This window comes from Sphingomonas yunnanensis (assembly GCF_019898765.1).
Taxonomy (GTDB): Bacteria; Pseudomonadota; Alphaproteobacteria; order Sphingomonadales; family Sphingomonadaceae; genus Sphingomonas; species Sphingomonas yunnanensis.
In genome coordinates, this window is the sequence record NZ_JAIOKB010000004.1 from 195,269 (window position 1) to 212,939 (window position 17,671).

The window sequence follows — 17,671 nt, forward strand, 5'->3', positions numbered from 1 at the left end:
GCCCCGGCGTCCGCCGGGGCGGAGCCAGGAGCGGGGGCCGTTGCAGCGAGCGCCCCGACCTCATCCCGCTCCATCACAGCGCCCCCGCGAGCAGCGCGGGCTGCGTCGTCGCCAGCCGCACGATCAGCTCGCCGAACAGCCCGTTGGCCCAGGCGAACCAGTGACGTGTCCACGTGTTCGGATCGTCTTGGTCGAAGCTCTCGTGGATGAAGCCGGTGCCCGCATCGGTGTCGCGGATCGTCGTGAGGCAGGCGCGGATCACCGCCGGATCGCTGGTCGAGAGCGCGCGCACGATCAGTGACATCGGCCAGATCTGGCGCAGTCCCGCGTGCGGGCCGCCGATCCCCTCGCCGGCGCGGCCGCGGAAGAAATAGGGGTTCACGTCGCTCCACGCCGCCGCCTCGGTACGGCGCCACAGCGCGTCGTCGGGGGCGACGCAGCCGAGATAGGAGAGCCCCGACAGCGACGGCACGTTGGCGTCGTCCATGAAATAGGCGTTGCCGTAGCCGTCGACCTCATAGGCCCAGACCTCGCGGCCGTCGCGCAGCTTCATCGTGCCATGGGCGCGCAGCGCCGCGTCGACCTCGTCGGCGAGCGCGGTGGCCTCCCGCGCCAGTGCGGCGTCGCGCCTGGCCTCGTTCGCCACCGTCGCGAGGCCGCGCAGCGCGCTCACCGCGAACAGGTTGGACGGGATCAGGAAGGGATATTGGCACGCGTCGTCCGAGGGGCGGAAGCCCGAGGCGATCAGCCCGACCGGCCTGATCGGGTTGCCATAGCCGCGCGAGGGCAGGGTCTCGGTGTTGCGATCGGACACGCGCAGGAAGCGGTACGGCCCCGGCCCATCCTTGCGCTGCTGCTCGCGGAAGGTGCGGATGCTCGCTCGCGCGCCCGCGGCCCAGGTCGAGTCGAACGGGCGGGGGTCGCCGGTCGCCCGCCAATATTGCAGCGCCAGCCGCATCGGATAGCAGAGCGAGTCGATCTCCCACTTGCGCTCGGCCACGCCCAGCTTGAGCTCGGTGACGTCCTTGAGCGACCATTCCAGCTGCGTCTTGGCTTTGGGATCTTCCAGGAAGGCGTTGGCATAGGGGTCGATCAGGATGCAGCGCGCCTGCCGCGCGATCAGCCCGCGGAACAGCTCCGCGAGCCGCGGGTCGGCCTTGGCGAGATGGACGTAGGGGGCCACCTGCGCCGAGCTGTCGCGCAGCCACATCGCGTCGATGTCGCCGGTGATCACGAACGTGTCGGCGCGGCCGTCGACCGTGCCCAGCCGCACCGTCGTGTCGAGCGTGTTGGTGTAGCAGTTGCCGAACATCCAGCGCAGCTTGGGGTCGCCGATCTTGGTCGAGACACGCTGCATCTCCTGCTCCACCGCGCGACTGGTGAAGCGGCGCTCGCCGAGCGGCGGGCGCTTGCTGGCGAAGGTCGCTGGGGTGGCGGCACGCGCGGTCGTGGGGGCGGTGGCCAGTGCCGCGGCGGCGCCCACGAAGGTGCGGCGGTCGATCGTCATGCTCTGTCTTCTCCTAGGCCGTCATCCCGGACCCGATCCGGGATCCACCGCGCCGCGCACGCCGCGGTCGCGCGGTGCGCTGCGAGGTAGGCCCCGGAACGAGCCCGGGGAGACGAGGTGGTCAGGCGAGGCGCCCTCACTTCGGCAGGTCTTCGTCCTCGCCCGTTAGAGTCACGTCGACCCAGTTTCCTGCCGCGTCGCCGGGCTGACCGCCGCCGACCCAGACGCGATAGGCGCCCGGCGGCACGTGGCGGCGGCCGTCACGCTCGACCACGCTGAGGAAGCGCGGATCGAGCGTGAGCCGCGCGGTGCCGCTCTTGCCCGGGCGGAGGGCGATGCGCTGGAAGCCCGCCAGCTGGCGCTGCAGTACCGGCGCGGTGAAGCTGCCGCCCTTGATGGCGGGCGGCACGACATAGGCCTGCACCACCTCCTCGCCGGCGCGCGGGCCCTGGTTGGTGATGCGCGCGGTGAGCGTCAGCGGCGCGCCCGCGGCGAGCGTCGCGGGCGCGCTCACCCGGTCATAGCCGAAGCGCGTGTAGCTCAGCCCGTGGCCGAACCCCCACAGGGGCGTGCCGGTGAAATAGCGATAGGTCCGCTCCTTCATGCCGTAGTCGACGAAGGCGGGCAGGTCGGTGGTCGCCTTGTAGAAGGTCACCGGCAGCCGGCCCGACGGGTTGGTCGCGCCCGAGAGCACGTCCGCCAACGCGGTGCCGCCCGCCTCGCCGGGGTACCACAAGGCCAGGATCGAGTCCGCCACCGCGGGGTCGACCGCGACCGCGCTGCCGCTGGCGAGCACGAGCACGATCGGCTTTCCCGTCGCCTTGAGCGCGGCGAGCAGCCGCTGCTGCGGCGCGGGCAACGCGATGTCGGTGCGGTCGCCGCCGACGAAGCCGGGCACCTGCACCTGGAGCGCCTCCCCCTCGAGGTCGGGCGAGAGCCCGCCGACCACCACCGCCACGTCGGCAGCGCGCGCGGCGGCGACCGCCTCGTCCAGCAGCGCGTCCGCGGGCGGCAGCCACAGCAGGCGGAAGCTGTCGTCCTCGCTGCGGTGGTCGAGCAGGAGCTCCAGCGGCTGCGCGCTGCCGTCGCTGTCATAGTCGATCTCGACGCGGCCCTTGGGCAGCGCACCGTCGTGGAGCACGCGCCCGCCGATCGTCAGCCGCGCGCTGTCGTGCGTGGTGCAGTTCTTCCAGCATTGCGTCTGGTCGAGCACCAGCCGGTAGCGTCCCGCCGCGGGCGGCTGGAGCGCGCCCCTCCAGCGCGCGACATAGCCGTTCGCCGGCAGGTCTGGCGCCGGGGCGGCGCGGTTGAGGTCGAGATCGATCGTGCGCGCCGCGGCGGCGGCGACGGTGCGCTCGCCCGCGGTGTAGCTCACGGTCAGCCCCTTGAGCGCGGTCTCGGGCAGCACCACCGGCGCGCCGTCGGCGAGCACCGAGCCCTGCGCGTAGGTCGCGCCCGGGAAGCGCGCGCGCACGCCCTGGAGCGGCGTCACCGGGCGCGCCGCGGTGCCGTGGTAATTGCCCTGGAGCACGCCGAGATCGTCGGCGTTGGCGCCGATCACCGCCACCTTGGTGCCCGGCGCGAGCGGCAGCCGGCCGGCGTCGTTCTTGAGCAGCACGATCGCCTTGCGCGCCGCCTCGAGCGCGACGGCGTGGTGCGCGGGCGTGCCGACCTCGCTCGCCGCGATCCTCGACCAGGGGCTGGTCGCGCCGAAGGCGATGCCGAGCGCGCGGCGTGCCTCGAGCGAGCGGATGAGCGCGCGGTCGACCTCCTGCTCGCTCACCAGTCCGCGCTTCACCGCCTCGGGCAGCGCGCCATAGGTATTGCCGCAGTTGAGATCGTCGCCGCCGCGCACCGACACCGCGGCCGCCTCGGCGGCGTCGAGCCGGTAATGGTGGAACAGGTGGACGTTGGCGACCGCGTCGCAGTCGGAGACGGTGAAGCCGGTGAAGCCCCAGTCGCGCCGCAGCCGGTCGTTGAGCAAAGGCGACGAGGCGCAGGCGGGAACCCCGTGGATCGAGTTATAGGCGCACATCAGCGAGCGCGCCTTGCCCTCGGTGATCGCGAGGCGGAAGGCGGGGGTGTAGGTCGCTTCCAGGTCCTGCGGGCTGGGGTCGACGTCGAAACCGTCGCGACCGGCCTCGGGGCCGCTGTGGACCGCGAAATGCTTCGGGGTGGCGATCACCTTGGGATAGAGCGGGTTCGGTCCCTGCAGCCCGCTGATGAAGGCGACTCCGAGCGTGCCCGTGAGATACGGGTCCTCGCCGTAGGTCTCCTGCCCGCGGCCCCAGCGCGGATCTCGGAAGATGTTGATGTTGGGGGACCAGATCGTCAGCCCCTCGTAGATGCGACGGTCGGCGTCGATCGGCCGCGCGTTGAAGCGCGCGCGCGCCTCGGTCGCGACCACGTCGCCGATGCGGTGGACCAGGTCGGTGTCCCAGGTCGCGGCCATGCCGATCGCCTGCGGGAAGACGGTGGCATAGCCGTTGCGCGCCAGCCCGTGCAGCCCCTCGTTCCACCAGTCATAGGCGGGCAGCTTGGCCTTGGCGTCGGCCGGCGCGGTGCTCTGCAGCTGCGCCGCTTTCTCCTCGATCGTCATCGTCGCGACGGTCGCAACCACCGGGTCGGCGGCCTGCGCGAGTAACAGCCAGATCAATGCGTTCCTCCTAGCGAACGAAGCATCAGGGCGCGCTTCAGCGCGGCGGGGGATGCCGCGGACTCGATCGTGATGGTGCGGCTCTCGCCGGGCAAGAGGTCGAAACCGTCGTCGGACGGTTGCGCCGCGGTGGCGCCGAAGTCGAGCATCACCGCCCGCGCCAGCTTCCGCGCGGTGACGGTGACGCTGCGTCCGTCCCAGCGCGCGCTGAGACCGGGGTCGGGCCAGCGCATCGCCTTGGGCAGCACGCGCTCGATCACGCGGCGGCTCACCACCGCGTCGCCGATGATGAGCTCGGCCACCGCGTAGCTCGCCTCGGCGGGGGCGGCGGCGAACAGCCCGGCGTCGGCGATCGACGCCACCTCGGCGGCGGTGAGCGGCGCCAGCGTGAGGTCGCCGCCGCGCTCGCCCACCACTCCCCCGTCGGTGGCGAAGGCACGCACGCGCCAGCGCGCCGCGATCGGCTGGGTCGCGTCGGACACGACCGCGACGCGCAGCGTGCCGTCGTGATGCTCGGCGACGATCGCCTGCGGCGCGAAGAAGCGACGCGCCGCGTAATGGAGCAGCTTCCACCGCCCCGAGTGATCGATGCTTGCCCAGGAGATCGCGGGCCAGACGTCGTTGAGCTGCCAGAAGAGCGAGCCCATGTTGGTCGGCCGGCAGGCGCGGTGGTGCAGCGCGGCGAGCTCGATCGCCTGCATCTGGTTGACCTGGGTGAGATAGACGAAGTCGGCGAAGTCGCGCGGCTCGCCGAGACGCTCGCGCAGGTAGAACATCAGCCGCTCGTTGCCCGCGCCGGCGAGGAACTTCTGGTGCGCGCGCATCACCGGCGCGTCGGGGGTGAGCTCGAGCGTGCCCGCGAAGTCCTGGATCGTGGCGAGGTCGGGTGCGCCCTGGAAGCCGTACTCGCTCATGAAGCGCGGGCAGCTGTCGAGATAGTTCTCGACCGGCTTGGAGCCCGACCAGACGTCCCAGAAGTGGCGGTCGCCCGCGGCATCCGTGTCGACCGGTCCCTCGTAGCCGGTCGAGGGCGAGCCGGGCCAATAGGGGACCGCCGGGTCATAGTCGCGCACCGCGTCGCGCAGCACGCGGTCGAACAGCACCGCCATGCCGGTGCCGATCCGCTCCTGCTCGTCGGCGCCGACGCGCTTCTTGAACGCCTTGCGATCGGACCAATTCTCCCAGCCCGACAGCACCTCGTTGCCGCCCGCCCACAGCACGATCGAGGGGTGGCCGGAGAGGCGCGCGACCTGCTCCTCGGCCTCGACGCGGACGTTCTCGCGGAACGCCGCGTCGGGCGGGGTGACCGAACCGCCGAACATGAAGTCCGACCAGATCATCAGCCCCAGCTCGTCGGCGGCGTCGAAGAAGGAGTCGGGCAGATAATGGCCGCCGCCCCAGACCCGCAGCATGTTCATGTTGACCGCCTTGGCGTCGCGCAGCAGCCCGCGCATCGTCTCAGCGGTGACGCGCGACGGGAAGCTGTCGAACGGGATCACGTTCGCGCCCTTGGCGAAGATCGGCGTGCCGTTGACGCGGAAGCCGAAGGCGCCGTCGTCGCGGATCAGCTCGACGGTGCGCAGGCCGATCCGCCGCTCGGCGCCGTCGTTCGCGACGCCGTCCTCGACCAAGGCGCCGCTGACGCGGTATAACGGTTGCGCGCCGTAGCCGACCGGCTGCCAGCGCTGCGGCGACGCGACCGACAGCGGCACGGTGACGCGGTTGAGCCCGGCGGCGAGCGAGACGTTCTGCTCGGCGGTGACGGTCGTGCCGTCCGGTCCCGCCACCTGCGCGCGCAACGTCGCGGTGCGCGCGCGGTCGGCGATCACCTCGAACTTGGCGGCGAGCCGCGCCTCCTGGTCGTTGAGCGCGACCTGCTCGACCAGCATACGGTCGAGCCGCGCCTCGTCCCACGCCTCGAGCCGCACGCCCTGCCACACGCCGATGTTGACGATGCGCGGGCCCCAGTCCCAGCTGTAATGATACTTGGGTTTGCGGATATAGGGCGAGGTCTGCTTTCCCCTGGGCTCGTCGCCGAACGCCGAGTCATACTCGCCCGGCAGCGGCTCGGCCTGGGCCAGCACCATCGGCTGGAGCTTCCTGATCGGCGAGGCGAAGGCGATCGTCACCTCGTTGCGACCGGCCCTGAGCCATTTCTTGGCGTCGACCCGCCAGCGGCGGTGCGCATTGTCCGCGGTGAGCGCGACCTGGCCGTTGATCGAGACGGTCGCGAACGTGTCGAGCCCGTCGAACACGAGGTCGAGATGGTCGCGCGCCAGCGTCGCGGGCGTGACGTCGAGCACGCGCTGATATTGCCAGGCGGTGAGCCCGGCCCATTGGATCGCGGCCTCGTTGGTGCGCAGGAAGGGGTCGGGCACCTGCCGCGTCGCGATCAGGTCCTGCTGGACGCTGCCGGGCACCGTCGCGGCGAACCAGCGCGCGGCGCGGGGATGCGCCTTGGCCGCGGCGGTATCGGCGGGATCGATCCGCACGCGCCAGCCGGTGTCGAGCGAGGTGACGGTCTTGGGAGCGGCGGCCGCGGCGCCGGTGACGAACAGGAGCGGCACGCAGAGCAGAGCGGTACGACGCATCAACGGCGATCCGCGAGGCTGACTCGCTCGACCGCGTAGAGCGGCTCGGTCAGTGGGGAGGTGAACTGGAAGCAGAGGTCGCGGTCGCCGTCCGTCGCGGGCAGCGTGCCGGTGAAGCGCAGCCGCTGCGGCGCGCTCGCGGGATCGGGCAGCGGGAAGCTGGCGGCGATGACGGGGCGGGGCGCGTCCGGGTCGGGCTTGCCGTCCTTCATCGCGGGGCAGCCCAGCGTCACCAGCAGCTCGCCGTGCGGGGTGACGTTGAAGTGGCGGCGCACCTTGTCGATGTCGTGCGCCAGCCCGTGGTTGCGCGCGAGCCGAGCGACCTCGACGGTGAAGCCGCCCGCCACGTCGAGCGGCGCGGCGGGGTAGACGCTGCACAGGTTGAAGATGTTGACGTCATAGGTCGGCGCGTTGGCGGTCGCGTCGGTGGTGAGCGGCACGCGCAGCCCGCGCGTCTCGCCGGGGCAGGCGGCCATCTCGCCCGACACGCGCGTGAGCAGCGCCTCCCGCCCGGTGTCGAACGCGCGCGGCGCGGCGAGCGCGGTACCCGCGGCATCGAACGGCGCGGCGCGCACGGTCTGCCCGAGCGCGAGCGACAGCGGCGCGGCGTAGCGGCGCGACCGGGGCGTCGGCGCCGAGCCGTCGAGCGTGTAGCGGATCGCGCCCTGCGGCGCGTCCTGCGCGAGCGTGAGACTGACCCGCTTGCCGCGCAGCGCCTCGCCGCGCGTACCCGCGAGCTTGAAATCGACCGCGGCGCTGGAATCGGCCACCTCTACCCCGCCGCGCTTCCAGCGCGCCACCTGCGGCTGGAGCCGCGTCAGGAAGCCGGCGAAGTCGCGCGGCCGCTCGATCCAGCTGTTCTCCGCCAGCGCGGCGAGCCGCGGGAAGATCGAGTGCTGGTACTGGTAGGGCGAGACGAGATACTCGCTCCACAGGTTCATCTGCGCGCCGAGCACGTGGCCCGCCTTGGCCGGGTCGAGCCCCTTGGGCATCGGCTCATAGGCATAGGTGTCGGCGAGCGTCTGTACCTGGATCGGGCCGGGCGGCTCGTCGGCGCGGTGGCTCTGGAGATAGTTGATGTACATCGTCGGCGCGGGCGAGAGCACGACGTCATGGTCCTGGTTCGCGGCGTCGACCGCGCCTTTCTCGCCGCGCCACGACATCACCGAGGCCGAGGGGGGCAGCCCGCCCTCGAGGATCTCGTCCCAGCCGATCAGCCGCCGGCCCTTGCTCGACAGATAGGTGCCGAGCTCGTCGATCAGCCAGCTCTGCAGCGCGTTCTCGTCCTTGAGGTTGAGCGCCCTGATCTGCGCCTGCACCGCGGGGCTGCGCTCCCACTGGTCCTTCACCGCCTCGTCGCCGCCGAGATGGACGTAGGTGCCGGGGAACACGTCGATCAGCTCGTCGAGCACCTGCTTGACGAAGGCGACGCCCTTCGGCCCGGGGTTGAGCAGATAGGGGAAGATGCCCCAGCCGTTGCCGGTCTCGGGCCGGTCGCCGAGCACGCCGAACTCGGGATAGGCCGCGACCAGCGCCTGGGCATGGCCGGGCAGGTCGATCTCGGGGACGATCGTGATGCCGCGCTCGGCGGCGTAGCGCACGAGGCCGCGCAGCGCGTCCTGCGTGTAGAAGCCGCCGTAGCGCTGCGTCGGCGCCGCGCCGCCGGTGGAAGGCGGGGTGCGCCACGCGCCGACCTCGGTGAGCCTGGGGTAGCGCTTCACCTCGAAGCGCCAGCCCTGGTCGTCGCTGAGATGGAGGTGGAGCGTGTTGAGCTTCACCGCCGCCATCTGATCGACGATCTTCTCGATTTCAGGGAGCGGGAGGAAGTGGCGCGCGGTGTCGAGCATCAGCCCGCGCCAGGCGAAGCGCGGCGAGTCCTCGATCGTCACCGCGGGCACGCGCACGGGCTGGCCGACGCGCGCGTCGGGGCTGAGCAGCTGCACCAGCGTCATCGCGCCATGGACGAAGCCTGGCGCGGCCGAGGCGGCGACGCGGACGCCGTCGCGCGCGACGGTGAGGCGATAGGCCTCGTCGCCCTTGACCGATGCGTCTGCGACGAAGCGGATGCGGGCGGTCGCGGCCTCGACGGGCGCGAGCGCGATACCGCGCGCGGTGCGGACGTGATCGATCAGCAGCGTGGCGGCGCTCCGGGCGAGCGGGGACTCCGCGGCCACGCCGGCACCGGCGCCGATCGTCAGCGTGCCGGAACCGCGCGCGATCGACTGCGGCATGGGGAGCAGCTTGGGTACGTCACCGCCGCGCTGCGCCGCCGCCGGCGCCGCGATCACCAATGCCGCCCCGATCGAGGCTCCCAGCGTGCTGCGGATCATGCCCACCCCTTGGTTACGTTTTGGTATTAAGAGGTATCATGACCGATGCACCGCCGGGCGTCCATGCCTCGGCCATAAAAAGAAAAGCCGTACAATGAGGGGGCTGGCACGACCTGATGCGGACAGGCGGTAGTAATGTGGGAGGAGGACCTCTCCTCCTCCTGTCACCCCGGCGAACGCCGGGGTCCAGTTGGGCGACGTTGGTGGCTCCCACTTCGGCTTTCCCAACTGGGCCCCGGCGTCCGCCGGGGCGACAGGTAGAGAAGCGCAACTCACAGCCGGAAGGTGACACTCCCCACGAAGGTGCGGCCGTTCTTGTACGAGGCCGAGGGGCGATCGCGCGTGCCGCTATATTGCAGGTAGGTCTCGTCGAGCAGGTTCTGCGCGTTGACCGTCAGCGAGATGTTCGGCGTCAGCGCGAACGAGGCCGAGGCGTCGAGCTGGTTGTACGGCGCCACCATCTCGAACGAGTTGAGGCGGCCGATCGCGCGGAAGTAGGACGAGCGATAATTGTAGCTGACGCGCGCCTGGAACGGTCCCTTCTCGAAATAAGGGATGACGTTGACGGTGTGCTTCGAGAGATAGGGCAGGTTCAGCTCGCCGTCGACGCCCGGGATCACCGAGGTCGAGCTGTCCTGATAGGCATAGTTCGCCTGGATGCCGAAGCCGCCCCAGATCTCCGCCTGGCCGTTGACTAGCACGCCGTTGACCTTCGCCTTGCCCGCGTTGATCGGGCTGGACAGGCGATAGGTGTTGATCACCCGACCCTCGAGCGAGTTGTAGAAGCTCTGGTTGTTGAGTGTGGTCGACAGGATGTAATTGCCGATCTCGCGCCGATACAATTCGAGCGACAGCAGCGCGCCCGCGCGCGGGTAGAATTCGGCGGTCACCTCATAGTTGGTCGACTCATAGGGCTTCAGGTTCGGGTTGCCGCCGCCCGCGTCGAAGGTGACGTCGTTCTGCGTGATCGACGCCGCGAGGTCCTGGTAGCGCGGACGCGAGATCACCTTGGCCACCGCGCCGCGGACGATCACCTGCGGGTTGATCTCATAGGCAACGTTGAGCGCGGGCAGGAACTTCAGGTAATCGGTCGAGGTGCTCGTCGGCACCGGCACCGGGTTGGGGTTGTCCAGGGTCGGCAGCGACAGCGCGTAGTACGAGACGTCGCGCGTGTAGACCAAGCGGCCGCCCAGGTTGCCGCGTAGACCCCCTTGATCGAAATTGACCTGGACGTAGCTGGCCGCGGTACGCTCCTCGACGCGGGTCGAACCGCCGACCTTGGTGAACAGCGGCGTGTTGATGCTGTTCGCCAGGATGTCGATCACCGCGTCGCGCGGCAGGTTCAGATATTTGGTCGCCGAGCCCGAGCCGCCCGAGCCGTCGAAGATGCCGTCCGGCGTGGTCAGCGTGGTCACGCCCAGCTCGGAGCCGAGCTTCGACGTGGTCAGATAGGTGTTGATGCCGCGCGCGTCGATCTTGTTGACGTGGTCGGTGATGCGTGCGCCGATCAGCACCTGCTTGAAGAAGCCGTCGCTGAGCGGGACGGTCGCGTCGAAGCCGCCGAAGATGTCGCGATCGGTGGTGACGCTATAGTCGAGGCCGCCGATCTGCGCCGCGTTCAGCTGCGTGCCGTTGACGTTGTAGGGCACGCCCTCGATCGTCACCGGGTTGTTCTGCGGGTTGGTGAAGTAATTGGCCGGGTTGGTCAGGTCGCCCGTGTAATTGACCTCGGCCGTGGTGGGGCTGATCGCGTAACTGAACGGCAGCTTGGTCTGGACGTTGAAGAGATACTCGGGGTTGCGGCCGCCGGTCGCCTTGCTCCACCCGCCGAGGAACGTCACCTTGGCACCGTCATCGCCCTCCCAGTCGGCGAAGAAGTTGAGGTTGTCGGTCTTCAGCTTGGTCGAGCGCACCAGCGTATCGAGCTGCGCGTTGCGCTGACTGGTCGCCGCGCCGAACGAGGCCTGGGTGACGAGGCCGTTCGAGATCGTCGCCGACTGCAGGTCCGCGCCGCTCCACGCGCCCGGGATGGTGTACATCGACTGGCTGTAGTTGTTGTAATTACCGTTGATGTGTAGGCCGTTCAGGGTCAGCGTCAGGTTGCTCGCGGGCCGGTACTGTACCGTCCCCGAGACGCTGGTGCGCTCGCGCTGCTGCTGGAAGTACGCGTAGTTGATGCCGAACGGCGAGGCCGCCTGGTACAGGTCAGAGATCGTGCCGCCGCTGACCGTCGCGTTCGGGTTCTTCAGGCTGAGCGCGCCGGTGGTGCTGTCACGGTTGACGAACGGGCTGTTGTACGTGCCGTCGGCGTTGGGCGTGCTATTGTCATAGCCGAAGAACTCGACGCCCGAGCGGACCAGCTGCTGCTTGTCGTAGGTGGCGGCGACGAGGAAGCCGAAGGTCTCGTCCTTGTTCTTCCAGCTGTACAGACCCGAGCCGCGGACGCTGCCCTTGTCCGACCGGTCATTGTAGGTGTAGCCGGCCGAGCCGAACAGCGAGTTGGCCTCCAGCTCCAGCGGGCGCCGCGTGCGCACGATCACCGTGCCGCCGAGGCTGCCGTCCTCGAGCCGCGCCTCGGGCGACTTGTAGACCTCCAGCCGGTCGACCAGCTCGGGCGCGAGCAGCGAATAGTTGAAGGTACGGCTTGAGGGATCGTTGTCGTTGCCGCCCCAGTCTGCCGAGGCGAGCGCGTGGCCGTCGAGCAGCATGCGGTTGAGCGCCGGGTCGGTGCCGAGGATCGCGACCTTCTCGCCCTCGCCGAAGCGGCGGTCGATCGACACGCCCGGGATGTGCGCGAGCGACTCGGCGACGTTGCGATCGGGGAACTTGCCGATGTCCTCGGCCGAGATCGCGTCCACCACCGCGTTGGCGCTGCGCTTCACCTCGATCGCCTGGCGGAGACTGCGCGCGTAGCCGGTGACGACGACGTCCTCGCCGGTGGCGTCGCCCGACGAGTCGACCGACGGGGCGGCCTCGCTCGGCGGAGTCGTCGAGGGCGGGGTCTGCTGCGCCTGCGCGGTGCCGGCGAGGCCGGTGAGCGCGGTCGAGAGTAGGACCAATTGCCGCATACGCATCGTCATATTCTCCCCTTTGGGCGACGCGGCCCTGACCGCTCGCTCCATGTGAAAAGCCGTGTTCGCCCCGCGACCGCGCGTCGGGTTGGCCCCGCTCCTGCGATTCCAAGATCGTATAACCAAAGTATACCAATCAGGCGACAAAAAATTGCACTTTGGTTACGTGTCGCGCATGCTCCAGTAAGTGTCGGAGGGTCCGCGATTTCCTGATCGCGCCGCTGTCGTTGGGGGTTGCCGAGGCGCCAGCGGCAAGTGGTTCTATCGACTGGGGAGCGGCGATTGTGGCGCTGGACCTGTTCCGGTACGCTACGGTGATCCGGCGACGATCGACCGACAGTGGGGAGAAGGGAATGGGGTTCGCCGAGGAGATAGGCAAGTTCCGGCGAGGCAATGCGGCGCCACTCTACCTTCAGCTACAGCAGGTAATCCGCGACGGGATCGGCGGCGGCAAGCTCCAGCAGGGCGACGCGATCCCGGCCGAGCGCGACCTCGCGGTGGAGTATGACGTGTCGCGCATCACCGTGCGCAAGGCGATCGGCGGCCTGGTCGAGGAGGGATTGCTGACCCGGCGACGCGGCGCGGGCACCTTCGTCGCGGGGCGCGTCGAGAAGAGCTTCTCCAAATTGTCCTCCTTCACCGAGGACATGGCCGCGCGCGGCAAGACCGCGTCGAGCCAGTGGATCCTGCGCGCCGCCGGCACGGTGAGCCCCGAGGAGTCGATGGCGCTCGGCCTCTCGCCCGGCGCGGCGGTCTACCGCTTCCACCGGCTGCGCAGCGCCGACGACGAGCCGATGGCGCTCGAGCTCTCGACCATCGCGGGCTACTGCCTTTCCTCGGCCGAGGCGGTGGGTGACTCGCTCTACACCGCGCTCCAGGCCGCGGGCAGCCGGCCGGCGCGCGCGCTGCAGCGGCTTCGCGCGGTGCCGTTCGGCGGCGAGCACGCGCGCATGCTCGGCGTCGAGTCGGGCCATGCCGGGCTGCTGATCGAGCGGCGCGGCTTCCTGCGCGACGGACGCGCGGTGGAGTTCACCCGCTCTTACTATCGCGGTGACGCCTACGACTTCGTCGCCGAACTGTCCGATCTCTGATGCGGCGGCGTGACCTGCTGCGCGGCACCGCCGCGCTCGCGACCGTCGCGGGCGCGCCGCTCGCCGCCGCGCCGGCGGACCGTCGCGGTGCGAGCGACGGGCTGCCGATGCCCGCGCCCGTCGACGCGCTGCCACCGCGCGCCTTCGACGGCGATCCCACGCGGGTGCGGCTCGAGCGCGGCTGGCTGTTCCACGAGGGCGATATCGCGCCGCCGCGGCTCGACACGCACAATGCAACCTATGCCAGCGTCAAGGCCGGTAACGCGCAGGGTGCGGCGGCGATCGACTATGACGACTCCGACTGGCAGCGGGTCCGACTGCCACACGACTGGGCGTCGGCGCAGCCCGTCGTCGAGACCGCCAACGTCGCGCAAGGCTATCGTTCGCGCGGCATCGGCTGGTACCGGCGCCACTTCGCACTCGAGGCGCGCGACCGCGGGCAGCGGATCGAACTGCACTTCGACGGCATCGCCACCAACGCGACGATCTGGGTCAACGGCAGCGTCGTGGCGCACCATTGGTCCGGCTACACCAGCGTCTACGTCGACCTGACCCCGTTCGCGCGCTTCGGCGACGAGCTCAACACCGTCGCTGTACGGGTCGACGCCGAGGCGATGGAGGGTTGGTGGTACGAGGGCGCCGGCCTCTACCGCCACGCCTGGCTGGTGCGCCGGCCGCCCGTCTCGATCGCGAGCGACGGTGTCCACTGCGACCCGCGCCGCGGCGAAGACGGCGCTTGGCACGTGCCGGTGGCGGTGACTCTCACCAGCGTCGCGCGCGACGATCGCGCGGCGCGGGTGGAGGCGCGGCTGCTCGACCCCGACGGGCGCGAGGTCGCGCGCGGTGAGACCGACGCGACCGTCACCGCGCTCGACGAGGTGGAGGCGCGGCTGACGCTCGCGATCGGCACGCCGCTGTCATGGTCGATCGAGCGGCCGACACTCTACACCGTCGTCACGCGCGTCACCGGCGAGGGCGTCGCCGACGAGCGCCGCACGCGGATCGGCTTCCGCACCGCGCGCTTCGACGCCGACGAGGGCTTCTTCCTCAACGATCGGCCGGTCAAGCTGAAGGGCGTCTGCCTCCACCAGGACCACGCCGGGGTGGGCACCGCCATGCCCGACGCGCTGCACCGCTGGCGGCTCGAGCGGCTCAAGGCGATCGGCTGCAACGCGATCCGCTGCTCGCACAACGCGCCCGCGGCCGAGTTCCTCGACCTGTGCGACGAACTCGGCTTCCTCGTCATGGACGAGAACCGCCAGTTCAATCCCGCGCCCGACTATATGGCGCAGCTGCGCTGGCTGGTGCGGCGCGACCGCAACCATCCCTCGGTGATCCTCTGGTCGGTGTTCAACGAGGAGCCGATGCAGGGCACGCCCGCGGGCGTCGAGATGGTGCGGCGGATGGCACACGCGGTCCGCGCGCTCGACGATAGCCGCCCGGTCACCGCGGCGATGAACGGCGCCTTCTTCGAGCCCGCCAGCGTGTCGAGCGTCGTCGACGTCACCGGGTTCAACTATTACCAGGGCGACTATGACCGGTTCCACCGGCTCTTCCCGACGCGCCCGATGACCAGCTCGGAGGACACCAGCGCGTTCGAGACGCGGGGCGCCTTCGCCAGCGACCCCGTTCGCCACGTCATCTCCTCCTACGACGACGAGGCGGCGAGCTGGGGCGGGACGCACCGCGCGACATGGCGCGCCATCGCGGAGCGGCGCTTCGTCGCGGGCGGCTTCACCTGGACCGGCTTCGACTATCACGGCGAACCGACGCCTTATGACTGGCCGACGGTCTCGAGCTTCTTCGGCATCATGGACCTCTGCGGCTTCCCCAAGACCGCCTATGACGTGCACCGCGCGCACTGGGTCGACGACGCCGCGGTCGTGTCGATCGCGCCGCACTGGACCTGGCCGGGGCGCGAGGGCCAGACCGTTCCCGTGCTGGTGATGAGCAACGCCGAGGAGGTGACGCTGTCGCTCAACGGCCGCTCGCTCGGCACGCAGCGGGTCGACCGGATCATGGGCAACGAGTGGCAGGTGCCGTACGCGCCCGGTCGGATCGAGGCAGTGGCGCGGCGCGGCGGGCGCGAGGTGGCGAGGGCGGCGCACGAGACCGCGGGCGCGCCGGTGGCGCTGCGGCTCACCCCGGCGCGACGGGTGATGCTGGGCGACTGCGACGACGCGCTGCCGGTGGCCGTCGACGCGATCGACTCACGCGGCCGGCATGTGCCCACCGCCAACCTCCCGGTGCGCTTCGGCGTGACCGGCGCCGAGATCATCGGCCTGGGCAACGGCGATCCCAACAGCCATGAGCCCGAGCAGGGTGATACGCGCAGCCTGTTCAACGGGCTGGCGCAGGTGATCGTGCGCGCGGCAGCCGGCGGCGGCGCGGTGACGCTGACCGCGACCGCGTCGGGGCTACGAGCCGCGCGCGCGACGATCGACCGGCGCGCGGTCGCGCCACCGGCCAACTGGCCGGAGCGGCGTCGCGCCCAGCCGCTCGCCGAGTGGCGCCGCTCGCCCGCGCTGCGCGAGCGCCCCGCCGCGGACGTCGCACCGCCGGACGGCGACAACAACAGCTGGGCATTCGTCCGCCCCGGCGCGCTGGTGCCCGGCGAGGCCGGCGCGGACTGGCGCGCGTGGCGCGCGGTGGTGCGGCCATGGCGGCGGGCCGGCGCGGAAGGCGGGACGATCCGTTTCGGGTCGGTCGCGGGCCGCGCCGAACTGCTCGTTGACGGACGTCCGATCGCGAGCAAGCGCGACACGGCGCCAGGTCCGATCGAGGCGCGGGTGCCGGCCGGCGCGGGCGAGCGGGTCGTGCTGCTGCTGGTGGAGGGCGAGGCGCCCGCGGGGATCGTCGGCACGGTGACGCTCGGCGCGGATTAGCACGGGATCGTGCCCGGCTTTCTCTGTGCTCCCGCGGAAGCAGGAGCCCAGAGCCGCGAGCGGTGGTATTGGCTGCCCTGGGCTCCTGCTTCCGCAGGAGCACGTCAGTTCGGAATGATAGCCTCCGCCGTATCTGATCCCTCAAGGGCAGGCGACGAGACCCATCGCGGCCGCGGCCGGTCTTGCCGCCTTAGCTGCGGTAATCCGCGTTGATCGAGATGTAACCGTGCGTCAGGTCGCAGGTCCACACCGTGGCATGGCCCTCGCCGAGCCCGAGGTCGACCCCGATCTCGACCTCCTGTCCCTTCAGATGCGCCGCGACCGGGGCCTCGTCGTAGCCTTCCACCGCGAGCCCGTCGCGCGCTACCTGGGTCGCGCCGAACCGGATCGACAGCTTGTCGCGCTCGGCCGGCTCGCCCGCCTTGCCGACCGCCATCACGACCCGGCCCCAGTTGGCGTCCTCGCCCGCGATCGCGGTCTTCACCAGCGGCGAGTTCGCGATCGACAGCGCGACGCGGTGCGCCGATGCGTCGCTCTCGGCACCCTCGACGGTCACCTCGATCAGCTTGGTCGCGCCCTCGCCGTCGCGGACCACCAGCAGCGCGAGCTGGCGGCAGACGTCGGCCAGCGCGGCACGGAAGGCGTCGGCGCCGGGGCTGTCGTCATCGGTCAGCGGCGTGTTGCCCGCCGCCCCGGTGGCGAAGGCGAGCACCGTGTCACTGGTCGAGGTGTCGCCGTCGACGGTGATGCACGAGAAGGTGCGCGTGTTCGCCGCGGCGAGCGCGGTCTGGAGGAAGGGGGCCTCCACCGCGGCGTCGGTGAAGACGAAGCCGAGCATCGTCGCCATGTCGGGCGCGATCATCCCCGATCCCTTGATGATCGCCGCGATCGTCACGGTGTGACCGTCGATGACCGCGGTCGCGCTCGCACCCTTGGGGTAGGTGTCGGTGGTGCCGATCGTGTCGGCCGCGTCCCGCCAGCTCGCCTCGGGTGCGGCGAAGGCGGCGGCGACGCCGGCCTGCGCCTTGTCGATCGGCAACGGTACGCCGATCACACCGGTGGAGGCGACGAACACGTCGGACGGCTGGCAGCCGAGCTGCTGCGCCGCCTGCGCCGCGATCGCCTCCACCGCGGCGCGCCCGCGATTCCCGGTGAAGGCATTCGAATTGCCCGCGTTCACCACCAGCGCGCGAGCGTGGCCGAGCACCAGCGCGGCGCGGCACCACTCCACCTCGGGCGAGGGGCATCTGGAGCGGGTGAGCACGCCGGCGACGGTGGTGCCGTGGGCGAGCTCGGCGAGCGTGAGGTCGGTGCGGTCCCACGTCTTATAGTGCGCGCGCGCGACCCGCAGCGTCACGCCCGCGACGGTCGCCATATCGGGGAAGGGAGTAGCGAGCGGGGAGATGGACGTCGACATGGCGCCCTCTTAGGCGCGGCGTGGAGGCAGGCAAAGGGGGCGCCTTGGTGAAGCATCTGGTCGATTGCAGCGTCTCGTCCTGTTGGAACGCACGGCGGCCAGGGATGCGACTGGTCATGACGA

8 protein-coding genes are annotated in these 17,671 nt (G+C 70.7%); 2 read left to right on the forward strand and 6 right to left on the reverse strand.

What is annotated here, in order from left to right; translation table 11 throughout:
* Positions 1-73: 73 nt before the first annotated feature.
* The 5 genes from K7957_RS13045 to K7957_RS13065 form a co-directional block, all read right to left on the reverse strand.
* Positions 74-1,507, reverse strand: coding sequence for a glycoside hydrolase family 125 protein (locus tag K7957_RS13045; protein WP_223012422.1), 1,434 nt, complete (start codon positions 1,505-1,507; stop codon positions 74-76).
* A 136-nt stretch (positions 1,508-1,643) separates the two neighbouring features.
* Positions 1,644-4,163 (reverse strand): glycoside hydrolase family 3 C-terminal domain-containing protein, encoded by a 2,520-nt coding sequence (locus tag K7957_RS13050; RefSeq protein ID WP_343228407.1) that lies wholly within the window; start codon positions 4,161-4,163, stop codon positions 1,644-1,646.
* Complete coding sequence (locus tag K7957_RS13055) at positions 4,160-6,754, reverse strand: beta-mannosidase (protein ID WP_223012423.1); 2,595 nt, start codon at positions 6,752-6,754, stop codon at positions 4,160-4,162. The genes K7957_RS13050 and K7957_RS13055 overlap by 4 nt, the downstream gene beginning before the upstream one ends.
* Positions 6,754-9,084, reverse strand: a complete 2,331-nt coding sequence (locus K7957_RS13060; protein WP_223012424.1) for a beta-N-acetylhexosaminidase — start codon at positions 9,082-9,084, stop codon at positions 6,754-6,756. Before K7957_RS13060 ends, K7957_RS13055 begins: the two co-directional genes overlap by 1 nt.
* A gap of 272 nt (positions 9,085-9,356) precedes the next feature.
* Positions 9,357-12,164, reverse strand: coding sequence for a TonB-dependent receptor (locus K7957_RS13065; RefSeq protein WP_246617062.1), 2,808 nt, complete (start codon positions 12,162-12,164; stop codon positions 9,357-9,359).
* A gap of 344 nt (positions 12,165-12,508) precedes the next feature.
* Between K7957_RS13065 and K7957_RS13070 the strand changes: the two genes are divergently transcribed.
* Positions 12,509-13,246 (forward strand): GntR family transcriptional regulator, encoded by a 738-nt coding sequence (locus K7957_RS13070; protein WP_223012425.1) that lies wholly within the window; start codon positions 12,509-12,511, stop codon positions 13,244-13,246.
* Positions 13,246-16,131 carry a beta-galactosidase GalA gene (galA, locus tag K7957_RS13075; RefSeq protein ID WP_223012426.1) on the forward strand — a complete coding sequence of 962 codons (2,886 nt, stop codon included), beginning with the start codon at positions 13,246-13,248 and terminating at the stop codon, positions 16,129-16,131. The genes K7957_RS13070 and galA overlap by 1 nt, the downstream gene beginning before the upstream one ends.
* A gap of 190 nt (positions 16,132-16,321) precedes the next feature.
* Here the strand turns inward: galA and argJ are convergent, their stop codons facing one another.
* Complete coding sequence (gene argJ, locus K7957_RS13080) at positions 16,322-17,548, reverse strand: bifunctional glutamate N-acetyltransferase/amino-acid acetyltransferase ArgJ (RefSeq protein ID WP_223012427.1); 1,227 nt, start codon at positions 17,546-17,548, stop codon at positions 16,322-16,324.
* Positions 17,549-17,671: the final 123 nt, after the last annotated feature.

What these genes read in the sequence shown, in the direction of transcription:
- argJ (WP_223012427.1), bottom strand. Translation starts at nt 17,548, where the DNA reads ATGTCGACGTCCATCTCCCCGCTCGCTACTCCCTTCCCCGATATGGCG.
- K7957_RS13065 (WP_246617062.1), bottom strand. Translation starts at nt 12,164, where the DNA reads ATGACGATGCGTATGCGGCAATTGGTCCTACTCTCGACCGCGCTCACC.
- K7957_RS13070 (WP_223012425.1), top strand. Translation starts at nt 12,509, where the DNA reads ATGGGGTTCGCCGAGGAGATAGGCAAGTTCCGGCGAGGCAATGCGGCG.
- K7957_RS13045 (WP_223012422.1), bottom strand. Translation starts at nt 1,507, where the DNA reads ATGACGATCGACCGCCGCACCTTCGTGGGCGCCGCCGCGGCACTGGCC.
- K7957_RS13060 (WP_223012424.1), bottom strand. Translation starts at nt 9,084, where the DNA reads ATGATCCGCAGCACGCTGGGAGCCTCGATCGGGGCGGCATTGGTGATC.
- K7957_RS13055 (WP_223012423.1), bottom strand. Translation starts at nt 6,754, where the DNA reads ATGCGTCGTACCGCTCTGCTCTGCGTGCCGCTCCTGTTCGTCACCGGC.
- galA (WP_223012426.1), top strand. Translation starts at nt 13,246, where the DNA reads ATGCGGCGGCGTGACCTGCTGCGCGGCACCGCCGCGCTCGCGACCGTC.